The sequence below is a fragment of the Olleya sp. ITB9 genome (assembly GCF_001315805.1).
Classification (GTDB): Bacteria; Bacteroidota; Bacteroidia; order Flavobacteriales; family Flavobacteriaceae; genus Olleya; species Olleya sediminilitoris.
In genome coordinates this window covers 44,144-58,529 of record NZ_BCBW01000009.1, presented here as the reverse complement: position 1 = coordinate 58,529, position 14,386 = coordinate 44,144, and the positions used below count along the sequence as shown (strand labels likewise).

At 30.5% G+C, this 14,386-nt stretch carries 9 protein-coding genes and 3 tRNA genes; 5 read left to right on the top strand and 7 right to left on the bottom strand.

All coding sequences use genetic code 11. The features are described from left to right. Positions 1-15 precede the first annotated feature (15 nt). Both ITB9_RS01275 and ITB9_RS01270 read left to right on the top strand, forming a co-directional pair. Entirely contained in the window at positions 16-1,110 is a 1,095-nt protein-coding gene (locus ITB9_RS01275) for an AI-2E family transporter (protein WP_028608143.1), read from the top strand. Beyond that, complete coding sequence (locus ITB9_RS01270) at positions 1,103-2,293, top strand: RsmD family RNA methyltransferase (RefSeq protein ID WP_054850807.1); 1,191 nt, start codon at positions 1,103-1,105, stop codon at positions 2,291-2,293. Before ITB9_RS01275 ends, ITB9_RS01270 begins: the two co-directional genes overlap by 8 nt. A 2-nt stretch (positions 2,294-2,295) precedes the next feature. On the opposite strand, the gene ITB9_RS01265 is transcribed toward ITB9_RS01270, so the two are convergent. The 5 genes from ITB9_RS01265 to ITB9_RS01245 all read right to left on the bottom strand — a co-directional run bounded on the left by ITB9_RS01265 (position 2,296) and on the right by ITB9_RS01245 (position 5,425). Further along, positions 2,296-2,715, bottom strand: coding sequence for a hypothetical protein (locus ITB9_RS01265; protein ID WP_054850806.1), 420 nt, complete (start codon positions 2,713-2,715; stop codon positions 2,296-2,298). A gap of 268 nt (positions 2,716-2,983) precedes the next feature. After that, a tRNA-Arg gene (locus tag ITB9_RS01260) sits at positions 2,984-3,057 on the bottom strand. Between the two features lie 29 nt (positions 3,058-3,086). Next, a tRNA-Pro gene (locus tag ITB9_RS01255) sits at positions 3,087-3,161 on the bottom strand. Between the two features lie 40 nt (positions 3,162-3,201). Next, positions 3,202-3,290: transfer RNA gene (locus ITB9_RS01250), tRNA-Ser, on the bottom strand. 92 nt (positions 3,291-3,382) lie between these two features. Beyond that, complete coding sequence (locus ITB9_RS01245; RefSeq protein ID WP_054850805.1) at positions 3,383-5,425, bottom strand: HD family phosphohydrolase; 2,043 nt, start codon at positions 5,423-5,425, stop codon at positions 3,383-3,385. Between the two features lie 124 nt (positions 5,426-5,549). On the opposite strand from ITB9_RS01245, the gene ITB9_RS01240 reads away from it, so the two are divergent. Both ITB9_RS01240 and ITB9_RS01235 read left to right on the top strand, forming a co-directional pair. Then, positions 5,550-6,728, top strand: coding sequence for an acetyl-CoA C-acyltransferase (locus tag ITB9_RS01240; protein WP_054850804.1), 1,179 nt, complete (start codon positions 5,550-5,552; stop codon positions 6,726-6,728). A gap of 9 nt (positions 6,729-6,737) precedes the next feature. Further along, entirely contained in the window at positions 6,738-7,487 is a 750-nt protein-coding gene (locus ITB9_RS01235; protein WP_054850803.1) for a C40 family peptidase, read from the top strand. 52 nt (positions 7,488-7,539) lie between these two features. Here the strand turns inward: ITB9_RS01235 and ITB9_RS01230 are convergent, their stop codons facing one another. Both ITB9_RS01230 and gyrA read right to left on the bottom strand, forming a co-directional pair. Beyond that, positions 7,540-8,763 carry a lipopolysaccharide assembly protein LapB gene (locus ITB9_RS01230; protein ID WP_054850802.1) on the bottom strand — a complete coding sequence of 408 codons (1,224 nt, stop codon included), beginning with the start codon at positions 8,761-8,763 and terminating at the stop codon, positions 7,540-7,542. Between the two features lie 31 nt (positions 8,764-8,794). Beyond that, positions 8,795-11,347 (bottom strand): DNA gyrase subunit A, encoded by a 2,553-nt coding sequence (gyrA, locus tag ITB9_RS01225; protein WP_054850801.1) that lies wholly within the window; start codon positions 11,345-11,347, stop codon positions 8,795-8,797. Positions 11,348-11,606: 259 nt separating this feature from the next. Between gyrA and ITB9_RS01220 the strand changes: the two genes are divergently transcribed. After that, on the top strand, positions 11,607-14,162 hold the full coding sequence (locus ITB9_RS01220; RefSeq protein WP_054850862.1) for an ATP-dependent Clp protease ATP-binding subunit: 2,556 nt from the start codon (positions 11,607-11,609) through the stop codon (positions 14,160-14,162). Positions 14,163-14,386: the final 224 nt, after the last annotated feature.

The window sequence follows — 14,386 nt, the reverse complement described above, 5'->3', positions numbered from 1 at the left end:
TTTTATATTTACAAGATGACAGCAAAAACAATATCAAACGGAATTTTAAGAGCAGTTGGAACATTATTGTCTGTTGCCATATTGGTATGGTTTATATACAAAATACAATCTGTAATTGTCTATTTAGTAATTGCAGGTATTATTGCATTACTTGGTAGACCTTTAGTTGTCTTTTTAAAATCACGTTTAAAGTTTTCTGATACTTTGGCAGTTGTTGTTTCAATGATTGTTTTTTTAGCTATAGTATTTGGACTAATAAGTTTGTTTATACCATTAATTATAGAACAAGGACAAAATTTAGCTTTACTTGATATTGAATTACTTCAAACAAATGTTGAAAACCTATATAAAGAAGCTATTAGTCATTTTGGTTTAAACTCTTCAGAAGTTGAAGAGTCTATAAAAGACTCAAAATTTATGTCTAATATTAATTTTGGTGTCATTCCTGAGTTTTTAAATTATGTTATTGCAGGCTTTGGTAGTTTTAGTATAGGCTTGTTTTCGGTGTTATTCATCTCTTTCTTTTTTCTAAAAGATAGCAAATTAATGAGTACAGGATTAATTACTGTACTGCCAAAAAAACATGAAAAACGCTTAAGAAAATCTTTCGTTACCATTCGTGATTTACTAACAAGATATTTTGGAGGATTACTATTACAATTATTAATATTATTTACTATTTATTCTATTGTACTATTAATTTTCGGAATTCAAAATGCAGTAATAATAGCAACACTATGTGCACTTTTAAACATCATACCATACATTGGACCAATAATTAGTGCTTTTTTGTTAATATTATTAAGCATGTCTAGTAATCTTGGACAAAATTTTAGTGAGGTAATACTTCCTAAAACTATATATGTTATGATTGGTTTTGTCATAGCACAATTAGTAGATAACTTTTTTAGCCAACCATTTATATTTTCAAAAAGTGTAAAATCTCATCCCTTAGAAATATTTTTAGTTATCATAATTGCTGGATTATTATTTGGTATTGTTGGTATGATAGTAGCAATCCCTTCCTACACTGCAATAAAAGTAATAGCTAAAGAATTTTTATCAGAATACCGAGTAGTAAATAAATTGACGGAAGGTCTAGATGATTAATTTTAATAAAGACATTTTAAAACCAAACATTCAAGAATTTATAAATCAAAATATAAATTCTGATGTCTCAGAATTAGCTTTAAAAGGAATTCCTTTTCCTGATAGTTTAAAAAAAGATATTATTACACAAATTGAAGCTAAACAAAAATGTAAAAAAAAGCTTCCTACTTGGTATAATAGCACCAACATTTACTTTCCTACAAAATTAAATATTGAACAAACCTCTTCTGAAGCAACTGCTAAATACAAATCAGAACTCATCTCTGGAGAACTTCTAATTGATTTAACTGGTGGTTTTGGTGTAGACAGTCTCTATTTTTCAAAACAAGTTAAAAAGGTTGTTCATTGCGATATAAACGCTGTTTTATCAGATATTGTTAGATACAATTCAAAAACATTAAAACTAAATAACATTGATTTCTATAATCAAGATGGTTTAGAAGTATTAAAACAAATAAATCAAAAATTTGACTGGGTTTATGTGGACCCTTCAAGACGCGATGATGATAAAGGCAAAGTGTTTTTATTAAAAGATTGTTTACCAAATATTCCAGATAATTTAGATCTTCTTTTTAAATACACTAATAATGTTATGATAAAAACATCTCCATTATTAGATATTTCTTTGGGAATAACACAACTTCAAAACGTTAAAACCATTCATTGCGTAGCTTTAAATAATGAAGTAAAAGAAATATTATGGATTTTAGAAAAAGATTTTATTGGCGAAATAGAAATCCAAACAGTCAACCTTGATAAAAACGACAAACAAAAATTTAATTTCATTTTAAATAATGAAGCTGAGCAAATACCAGATTATAGCCTTCCTCTAAATTATCTTTACGAGCCTAATGCAGCTATTTTAAAATCTGGAGCATTTAACACAATTGGAAGTCAATTAAACTTGAATAAACTACACAAACATTCACATTTATACACTAGTAAAGATTTAACAACATTTCCTGGTAGAAAATTTAAAATTGAACAAATTATACCATACAACAAAAAAGAATTCAATAAACAGCTTGGATTAAAGCAAGCTAATATCACAATTCGTAACTTTCCTGAATCCGTTTCACAAATAAGAAAAAAGCTTAAAATAAAAGATGGTGGGAAAAACTATTTGTTTTTCACCACCAATCTTGATAATTCTAAAATTATTATTCTTTGCTCTAAAATTTAATTTTAAAGACTATTTATCACTGGTGAATCTATTTTATTAATAGAATTAATAACAATTTCTACCTCAGAGCAATTACTCATATCTATAAAAACTTTATCATCAGAAACTCCTGTAGTATTACTAGTAACATTAAATACGGTTGCTCCTTCAGGAAAACTAACCCAAGTAGTAGAAGTATTTGGTGCTACATTAACTAATTCAATTAAATTATTATTTAAATCTATAATCTGAAATGTAAAAGCAACACTTCCATTGTTTGTAAGTTTAGACTGTGGATCTTGATTATCACAAGATTGATTATTTACAACCGAATAAGAATTGGTAGACTCTTCATTTGCTGTATCCTCTAAACTATCTACAGTACAACTAGAGACAAATAATATTAAACAAATTTTTACTGATAATCTTACTAAATATTTCATTTTACATTTAATTATTTAAACACTATTTAATGTGTCATATTTGGGGCTGCAAAAGTACTTTTAGAAGCAAGAAATAAAAGCCTAAAAATGAATTAATTAGTACAAATAGATAAACATCATAAAAAATCGGTTTAACTACTTAATTCAACTGAAAATAAGACAATAAAACACTATTAATCATAACATTAAAAACATCAGAAGCAAAAATTCGATATTATAAAAAGTGTTAAAAACAAAAAAGCCTCACTATTTCTAGTGAAGCTTTAAGTGAGCCCTTCAGGATTCGAACCTGAGACCGCCTCCTTAGAAGGGAGGTGCTCTATCCAGCTGAGCTAAGAGCCCGTAGTTTTATTGTTTCTACGAAAACAGTGTCGGGGTGGCAGGATTCGAACCTGCGGCCTCCACGTCCCAAACGTGGCGCGATAACCGGGCTACGCTACACCCCGAAATGGTTATCTATTATTCAAATTAAATTTGAAAATATTGCGGAGAGACAGGGATTCGAACCCTGGGTAAATGTTTCCACCTACGACGATTTAGCAAACCGCTCCTTTCGGCCACTCAGGCACCTCTCCGATTATGTAATGAACTATGCAATTAATTGCGGGTGCAAATTTATAATACTTTATTAAATTTCACAACCTTTTTTAAAGTTTTTTTTCAAAAATTATTCTGGATATTCAATTCTTAAATGGTAAATATTTGCAAGCTTGCGTTTTAGCACTTTTTTAATCGACTCAATTTCTTTAAAAGTTATATCTGCATTTAAAAATTGTCCACTATCTTTTTGCTTATTTATTATATTTTCAACAAAATTATCAATTTTACTTGATGTTGGATCTTTTAAACTTTTTGAAGCAGCTTCAACACTATCACACATCATTAAAATGGCTGTTTCTTTACTAAAAGGTTTTGGACCTGGATATGTAAAATCATTAATATCTACATTTTCATTGTTTGCTTTTTCTTTCATATAAAAATAATAAACTTGACTAGTACCATGGTGTGTCCTAATAAAATCTATAACTCTATCCGGTAAATTATATTTTTTAGCTATTTCTATACCGTTTAAAACGTGATTAATAATGATTTTAGCACTTTCTCTTGGCGTAAGTTCATCATGTCTATTAATACCTGACGATTGGTTTTCTGTGAAATATATGGGTGATTTCATTTTTCCAATATCATGATACAATGCACCAACCCTTACTAACATTGCATTTGCTTCAATTTCGTTTGCAGAAGCTTCAGCTAAATTGGCAACGTTAAGCGAATGGTGAAATGTACCAGGCGCTTTATTAGATAATTCTTTTAATAATTTTGAATTTGTGTCTGATAATTCCAATAATGAAACATCAGAGATTAAGCCGAATAATTTTTCGTAAACATAAATAATGGGTTGTACAAATAATGTAGCTAGTCCACATAGGATAAATAAACCAAAGGTTTCCCATTTTAGATTATCTACACTAGCTTCATGTATTACAAAAAATGCAAAATATGCAATAATATACACTAAGGTTATTTGTCCTACTGATATAAAAAGATTTGCCCTTTTATATAATTCTGAAACCGTTAAAATTGTAACTATACCTGCAATAATTTGTAAAAACATATACTCATAACTATTAGGTACTATTGACCCTAATAATAAAACGGTTATAACGTGTGTAAATAATCCCAAACGTGCATCAAAGAAGGCTTTTAGGACTAAAGGCAATATAGTAATTGGAACTAAATACACATACTCCGAATTGTAATTAACAATCAATGTTGTTAATAAAACCATTACAAATACGTTAAAAAATATAAAAGTCACTTTAGTATTATTTTTATAAACATCTTTACGATATTTTCTAATAAAAAGTAATAACATAAGTAAAGCTAATGAAACCAGTAATGTGTAAGCAAAAACAATCCAATTATAACTTGATTTACTCCAAACTTGACTTTCATACTCTTTAGATAATGATGTCAAAACTTGGAACTTTTCATCATTTACAACTTCACCTTTTGATATTATCAAAGTTCCTTTATCAACTACTCCCCTATTTTTAGAAATTTTATCTAAAGCCTCTTTTAAGACATTATCAGATAGTGCTTTGTTATATGTTAAATTTGTTTTTATAACGTCAAAGAAAAGTGCTGTAAGTTTATTTGAATAGGTTTCTAAACTAGTTCCTTTAAGTTGTTTCTCTATACTGTTTTTTAATGTTCCTAATTTTTGTAAATTCTTATATGTAGTGGTTTGTTTTTCAACATTATCAATTAAAATAACAGCTTTGTTAGAATTTTTTAAATCTAAATTTTCATTTAATATACCATATTTATAAAAAGTATTTAAAATTGAATTTGCTTTGCTTTTTAATCCTTTGTAATTGTTTAAAGAATCATTAAACGTTTTATTAAATCCTTCTTTAAAATCCTTTATAACTTCAGCTTCTATTCCTTTTTCTTTATTAAAAAAATGAGTAGTTTGATTTGTAATTAAAGTTTCTTCTTTTTTAACTTCATTAGTAGATTTTTGAATACCAAAATTAAAAGGTGCATATAAATTTTCTGTCTGCCAAGGCTTACCTTTTTCAAAGTTATATTTAAAACGACCACTCTTCGGGAAAAAAAAGACAATTAAAATAGTGGTCACTACAAATAATAATATCTTATAAAACTGTGAATGATTTTTATAGATAGCGTTAATATGATCTTTCATGCTTGTAATATGGTGTTTTTCAAATGTAATAAATTATAATAGTACATAAAGTTATAATATGAAGAATAGGCTGAAAATTTCTAAAAAAATTAGTAATTTCGTCCTTTAACAAATTTCATTAATTATGAGTAAAAAAGTCGTTATTGTCTCTGCAGCTAGAACACCAATTGGTAGTTTTCTAGGTGCTTTAAGTACTGTACCTGCTACTAAATTAGGTGCAATTGCTATAAAAGGAGCTTTAGATAAAATAAATTTAAAACCAGAATTAGTAGAAGAAGTATTAATGGGTAATGTAGTGCAAGCTGGTACAGGTCAAGCACCTGCAAGACAAGCTGCTATATACGCTGGAATACCAAATACTGTCCCATGTACTACTATTAATAAAGTTTGTGCTTCTGGTATGAAAACCGTTATGCAAGCTGCACAAAGTATTGCTTTAGGTGATGCAGATGTTATTGTTGCAGGTGGTATGGAAAACATGAGTATGATTCCTCATTATTTTCATGCAAGATCAGCAACCAAATTTGGACCAGCCACTTTAATTGATGGAATACAAAAAGACGGATTAGTTGATGCCTATGACCAAAATGCAATGGGTGTTTGTGCAGATGCTTGCGCAACTAAATATGAATTTACAAGAGAGGATCAAGATGCTTACGCAGTAAAAAGTTATACTAGATCTGCTGCTGCTTGGGACGCTGGAAAATTTGATAATGAAGTTGTACCTGTAGAAGTACCTCAAAGACGTGGAGAACCTATTATTGTTAGTAAAGATGAAGAATTTACTAATGTTAAAATGGAAAAAATACCTAATTTACGTCCGGCTTTTTCTAAAGACGGAACAGTAACTGCTGCAAATGCATCTACAATAAATGATGGTGCTGGAGCAATGGTATTAATGAGTGCAGAAAAAGCAGAGGAATTAGGTTTAAAACCTTTAGCTACAATAACAGGATATGCTGATGCTGCCCATGAACCAAAATGGTTTACAACTGCACCATCAAAAGCATTACCAAAAGCATTAAATAAAGCTGGAATATCAATTGATAATGTTGATTATTTTGAGTTTAATGAAGCTTTTTCTGTTGTTGGGTTAGCTAACATGAAAATATTAGGCCTTAACGACAGTAACGTTAATGTAAATGGTGGAGCTGTATCATTAGGTCATCCATTAGGATGTTCTGGTGTTAGAATACTAATTACATTATTAAATGTTTTAGAACAAAATAATGCAAAAACAGGAGCTGCAGCCATTTGTAATGGTGGTGGAGGTGCTTCAGCAGTAATTATAGAACGTCACTAAACCTTAATAATGCAATTCGGAATTTGTAATTTAAGTATTGTTCCTTTAAGACTTGAAACCTCTGATATAAGCGAATTAGTCTCGCAAGTATTATATGGAGACACCTTTAAAGTTTTAGAGCAACGCAAGCAATGGAGCAAAATAAGATTAGCTTTTGACAAATATGAAGGCTGGATTGATAATAAGCAATATCTTGAAATTACTGAAGAACAATACAAAGATCTAAATAATAATACTTTAAAGTTATCCACAGATTTAGTTGAATTTATACAAGATAATAAAGATCAATTAAACACTATAGTTTTAGGATCTTCTTTAAATGGTTTAGAATTATTAAAACATACTTTTGAAGGGGTTTTTGTTGAAAATGAATTACCTAAAAATGAATTAATTACTACCGCTTTTAAATATTTAAACACTCCATATCTTTGGGGAGGAAAAACTCCTTTTGGCATAGATTGCAGTGGATTTACACAAATGGTCTATAAATTAAATGGGTACAAGTTACTACGTGATGCCTCACAGCAAGCCACTCAGGGTGAAGCTTTAAGTTTTATAGAAGAAAGTGAACCTGGTGATTTAGCCTTCTTTGATAATAATGAAGGAAATATCACACACGTTGGCATTATCATGCAAGATAATTACATTATTCACGCACATGGTAAAGTACGAATTGACAGATTAGACCATACAGGTATTTACAACGTTGATAAGCGACTACACACACATAAACTTAGAGTCATTAAAAAGATTATATAATAAAAAAGCTCATTTAAATGAAGGCTTTTCTTATGAGAAATCGATTAATTTCCTAATCTCTTAAAGCTTTTGCTTTTGCATCTTCTCCAATAGCACTATAAATACTTGCTAATGTTGATTTAACATCAGGGTTTTCAGGATTAATTGCTAATACTTTTTCTAAGTAAGGAATTGCTTCTTTATATAAATTAGTACGCTTGTCTTTTAGCTCGTCATATTTTCTATTGTCAGCAGCAGATGTACCTAAACCGTTCATTTGATCTATAATAGACTGCTCTTCACTTAATACTAAAGCTGCTAAATTAGTTAGTGTGTTAGTGTTTTCTGGGTTTAACTTCAAAGATTTAAGGTAATATTCTTTAGCTTTTACTTTATCTCCAGAATCATTAGATAATACAGCTAAGTTATAAAGTAAATCAGCATTGTTTGGATCTCTTTGTAAAGCTAAACTAATTAACTCTTGGTACTTTTCAGTGTTACCTAATTTATATTGTAAGTTAGCTTCCGTAACTATTAAATTAGAATCTTCTGGATTAGCTTCTCTAGCTTTTTTCATTGCAGCTAAAGCTTTATCATCTTCACCTTTACCAGCATAAATCAAAGCTATATTTTTAGTAATTTCTCCAGATTTAGACTCGGTTGTTCTTTCACCAGGGCTAATATGAGTACCTATTCTTACATAGTTATCTCTAGTTGATTTATTAAAAATTTCTTCTTGACCACTAGCTTTATTAATTGCAAAATACTGTGTTTCAACGCCTGTATAACCCAAATCATTTAACTTTAAATAATATTTTAAAGCGCCATCCATATCTTGGTCATTTAAAGCACTAGAAGCTGCATAGTATAAATAGCTTTCTTCAGTTTTATTTACATTATACAAATTCTCAAAAGCTAAAGCAGCTTTTCCATACTGTTTACCTGTATAAAAGTCGTTTGCTTTAGTTATTAGATCATTTTCTATTACACGTTTGAAATCTTCAACCAATGGTGTTTCATTTTCATCAAAATACTCTAAATACTTAGAAACTTTCTCTAAATCAGTGGTTGTGTTAGCTCCATTGGCAAAATATGCTTTTGCTGCAGCTAAGTTATATTTGTTTTTTAACTTACTGTCCATAGCACCTTCCATAGACTCTAGCTGACCTACTAATGCTTTAGCTTCAGCATAATTATTGTTTTTTACAGCTTTTTCTAAAGCCTTAATTTCCTTTTTCTGTCCAAAAGAAAATACAGTTACAAGTAATGCTACAGCAAGTATTAATTGTTTTTTCATTGTTTACTTTTTTTAATATAATTTGTTAAGGTTATTCTTCTTCAGAATTATCAATAGTCGTGCCATCTTCTAAATTGGCAGTGTTTTCAAGGTCATCTGACGGATTTTCTATATCCTCATCTTCATCTTTCATCACTTTTGCAACAGCTGCAATAGAATCTTTACCCTTTAAGTTAATCAATTTAACTCCTTGTGTAGCTCTTCCCATTGTACGTAAGCTTTCAACAGCCATACGTATTGCAATTCCTGATTTATTAATAATCATAAGGTCATCAGTGTCTGTTACTGTTTTAATAGATACTAACCCTCCTGTTTTTTCAGATATTGAAATGGTTTTAACACCTTTTCCTCCTCTGTTAGTAATTCTGTATACTGCCTCACCATCTTCTGGATCATCAATATACGTACGTTTACCATACCCATTTTCAGAAACTACTAAAACAGTTTCTTCTTGTGGATTTTCTACTATTACCATTCCGATAGCTTCATCTTCAGCGTGTGCTAAAGTAATACCTCTAACACCTGAAGCATTTCTACCCATTGGTCTAGTTTTAGCTTCCTCAAACCTGATAGCCTTACCAGATTTAAGGGCTATCATAATCTGACTATTACCAGTCGTTAATTTAGCTTCTAGTAATTCGTCATCCTCTTTAATAGTGATGGCGTTAATACCATTAGTTCTTGGTCTAGAATATTGTTCTAAGGCAGTCTTTTTAACTTGACCTTTTTTAGTTGCCATTATGACATAATGACTATTAATATACTCTTCATCTTTTAAATCTTGAGTACATATAAATGCCATTACTTTGTCATCTTGCTCAATGTTTATAAGATTTTGAATTGCTCTACCTTTTGACGTTTTACTTCCTTCTGGAATTTCATAAACACGCATCCAGAAACATTTTCCTTTTTGAGTAAAGAACAACATATATTGGTGATTGGTTCCAACAAATAAATGTTCTAAGAAATCTTCATTTCTAGTTGTAGATGCTTTTTGCCCTACTCCTCCTCTATTTTGTGTTTTATATTCTGTTAAAGAAGTACGTTTAATATATCCAGCATGAGAGATGGTAATAACAACTTGCTCATCAGGAATCATATCTTCAATACTTAAATCTCCTCCTGCATATTCAATTGTAGATCTACGCTCATCACCATACTTATCTTTTACAACAAGTAACTCGTCCTTAATGATTTGCATTCTGCGTTCCTTTTTATCAAGGATATCTTTAAGGTCTTCAATAGTTTTCATGATTTCTTCATACTCACTACGTAATTTGTCTTGCTCTAGTCCTGTTAATTGACGTAGACGCATTTCGACAATTGCTTTAGCTTGTATTTCAGATAACTTGAAACGCTCTATTAATTTAGTACGAGCTTCATCTGCATTAGAAGACGCTCTAATAAGCGCAATTACTTCATCTATATTATCTGATGCAATAATTAATCCTTCTAAGATATGTGCTCTCTCTTCAGCCTTTCTTAATTCATATTTAGTACGTCTTACTACAACATCATGTCTGTGTTCAACAAAATAATGAATTAGCTCTTTTACATTAAGTAATTGTGGCTTACCATTAACTAATGCAATATTATTAACACTAAAAGAAGATTGTAAAGCTGTGTATTTGTACAACTTATTTAGTACAATATTTGGTATTGCATCGCGTTTTAAAACGTAAACAATACGCATACCATTTCTATCTGACTCATCACGAATAGTAGAAATCCCTTCTAACTTTTTGTCATTAATTAAGTCTGCAGTCTTTTTAATCATGTCTGCTTTATTGACTTGATAAGGAATCTCATCTACAATAATACATTCACGACCTTGAACTTCTTCAATGTTAGCTTTGGCACGCATAACAATACGTCCTCTACCAGTATGAAATGCTTCTTTGACACCATCATAACCATATATAGTTCCTCCTGTCGGAAAATCTGGAGCTTTAATATGTGTTATAATTTCGTCTATTTCGATATCAGGATTATCAATATAAGCTATTGTACCATCTACAACTTCTGATAAGTTATGTGGTGGCATATTAGTAGCCATACCTACAGCAATACCTGAGGCTCCATTAATTAATAAACCAGGAATACGTGTTGGTAAAACGGTAGGTTCTTCTAACGTATCATCAAAGTTTAATTTATGATCTACAGTTTCTTTATCAATATCTGCCAACATGTCTTCAGATATCTTACGCATACGTGCTTCTGTATAACGCATTGCTGCAGGACTATCTCCATCAACAGATCCAAAGTTACCTTGACCATCTACTAACATGTAGCGTAAACTCCATTCTTGAGCCATACGTACCATAGTGTCATATACTGAGGTATCACCATGTGGGTGATACTTACCTAAAACCTCTCCAACTATTCTTGCAGACTTTTTGTGCGCAGAACTGGCTCTAACACCTAATTCATGCATTCCATATAATACACGTCTGTGTACTGGTTTTAAACCATCTCTTACGTCTGGTAATGCACGTGACACAATGACTGACATTGAATAATCAATGTAAGCCGATTTCATTTCGTCTTCAATGTTAATTGGAATGAGTTTTTCTCCTTCTGCCATATATATTTTTAATTAATATTATTCATTATTTCAAAACACGCTAATATAAAACTTTCATTAGTAATGATAAGTGTTTTAAGTCTCTTTTTTAACGTTTTTATTAACAATTTAAATATCTATTTTAATTAATAAGATAATTGTGGTTTATTTTTAAATTATACGTACTTTCAATCTTCAAACAATTAACATATTATTTAAGGTATAGTTTTTGCCATTACTAATTATGTTTACTATTTTTAAAGCTGAAAGGAACAAATATATGGATGACAATTTTTCACCAAGAGTTAAAGATGTTATTGCTTATAGCAAAGAGGAAGCATTACGCTTAGGACATGACTTTATAGGCACAGAACACTTAATGCTTGGTTTATTAAGAGACGGAAACGGAAAAGCTATTAATATTTTAAACTCGTTAGATATTGATTTAAATCACTTAAGACGAAAAGTAGAAATATTAAGTCCTGCAAATCCTAATACCACAATAACTTCTAACGAAAAGAAAAACTTACACTTAACACGTCAGGCAGAACGTGCGTTAAAAACAACTTTTCTGGAAGCAAAACTGTTTCAAAGTACATCAATTAATACTGCACATTTATTATTATGTATTTTAAGAAACGAAAACGACCCTACAACCAAGCTTTTAAATAGGCTAAAAGTAGATTATGATAACGTTAAAGAACAATTTAAGTCAATGATAACAAACGACGATAACTTTGAAGATATTACTGGAGCTCCAAAAGCCGAGTCTTTTCAAGACGACTCTCCTTCTGAAGATTCTGGTTCTAAAGACATATTTAACACTCCAGGCGCTAAAGGCAACAAGAAATCTAAAACACCTGTTTTAGATAATTTTGGACGAGACCTTACAGCAATGGCTGAAGAAGGTAAATTAGACCCTGTAGTAGGACGAGAAAAAGAAATTGAGCGTGTCTCTCAAATACTTTCTAGACGTAAAAAGAACAACCCTTTACTTATTGGTGAACCTGGTGTTGGTAAATCTGCAATTGCAGAAGGATTAGCTAACAGGATTGTTAAACGTAAAGTCTCACGTATTTTATTTAATAAACGTGTCGTTACTTTAGATTTAGCTAGTCTTGTTGCAGGAACCAAATACAGAGGACAGTTTGAAGAACGCATGAAAGCTGTAATGAATGAACTTGAAAAAAATGATGATGTCATTTTATTTATAGACGAAATTCATACTATTGTTGGAGCTGGTGGAGCAACCGGAAGCCTTGATGCTTCCAACATGTTTAAGCCTGCTTTAGCTAGAGGCGAAATACAATGTATTGGTGCTACAACCCTTGATGAGTATAGACAATACATCGAAAAAGATGGTGCTTTAGAGCGTCGTTTCCAGAAAGTTATAGTAGAGCCTACAACTGTAGAAGAAACTATTGAAATACTAAACAATATTAAAGGTAAATATGAAGAGCATCATAATGTAGAATATACAGATGAAGCAATTGAAGCTTGTGTTAAATTAACTAACCGTTATATGACTGAGCGCTTTTTACCAGACAAAGCTATTGATGCTTTAGACGAAGCTGGATCACGTGTACACATTACTAATATTGACGTACCAAAACAGATTATTGAATTAGAGAAAAAACTTGAAGAAGTTAGAGAAACTAAAAATTCGGTAGTTAAAAAACAAAAATACGAAGAAGCTGCAAGACTACGTGATGACGAAAAACGTCTTGAAAAAGAATTAGCAGTTGCTCAAGAAAAATGGGAAGAAGACACCAAACAACATAAAGAAACTGTTACAGAAGACAATGTTGCTGACGTTATATCTATGATGACAGGTGTACCTGTTAACCGTATTGCACAAACCGAAAGTAATAAGTTGGCTCAATTACCTGAATTAATTAAAGGTAAAGTTATAGGTCAAGATGAAGCTGTTGCTAAGGTTGTTAAAGCCATTCAGCGTAATCGTGCTGGACTTAAAGATCCAAACAAACCAATTGGTTCGTTTATCTTTTTAGGACAAACAGGTGTTGGTAAAACCCAATTAGCTAAAGTGTTATCAAAACAATTATTTGATAGTGAAGAAGCTATGGTTAGAATAGACATGAGTGAATACATGGAAAAATTTGCTATATCTAGATTAATTGGTGCACCTCCAGGATACGTAGGTTATGAAGAAGGTGGACAATTAACAGAAAAAGTTAGACGTAAGCCTTATGCTGTTATTCTTTTAGATGAAATAGAAAAAGCGCATCCTGATGTTTTCAACATGTTATTACAAGTATTGGATGATGGCTATTTAACAGATAGTTTAGGTCGTAAAATAGATTTTAGAAACACCATTATTATAATGACTTCTAACATTGGAGCTAGAAAACTTAAAGATTTTGGAACAGGAATTGGTTTTGGTACTGCCTCTCAAAAATCTCAAGAAGACGCAAATGCAAGAAGTGTTATTGAAAATGCTCTTAAAAAATCATTCGCACCAGAATTTTTAAACCGTATTGATGATGTTATTGTATTTAATGCACTTGAAAAAGAAGACATTAATAAAATTATTGATATAGAATTAGAAAAACTATTAAAAAGAATTGATGGTTTAGGTTACACATTAACCTTAACAGATCCAGCAAAGGATTACATCGCTGAAAAAGGTTTTGATAAACAATATGGAGCACGTCCATTAAAACGTGCAATCCAAAAGTATATTGAAGATGCTTTAGCTGAAGAAATAATTACTGCCAAACTACAAGAAGGTGATAAAATAATTATGGATTTAGATAGTAATACTGAAGAAATTACTATTGATATTGAAAAAGCTGAAAAATCTACTGAATCATAATTTATATCTAATAAATTTCAAAGCCCATAACTAATATTATGGGCTTTTTTTATCAGACAGCTATCTAAACAATTAATAATCAAATTATTAAAACATCCTTTGTATGATATAAATAAAAAATACATAATGATTGCTTAAACAATAGATAATTTAAGTGTGGAAAATTAATTTTATAAAATTAGAAGATGCTATTATTTGGAGCAAAAACAAATTGAAATCATTAA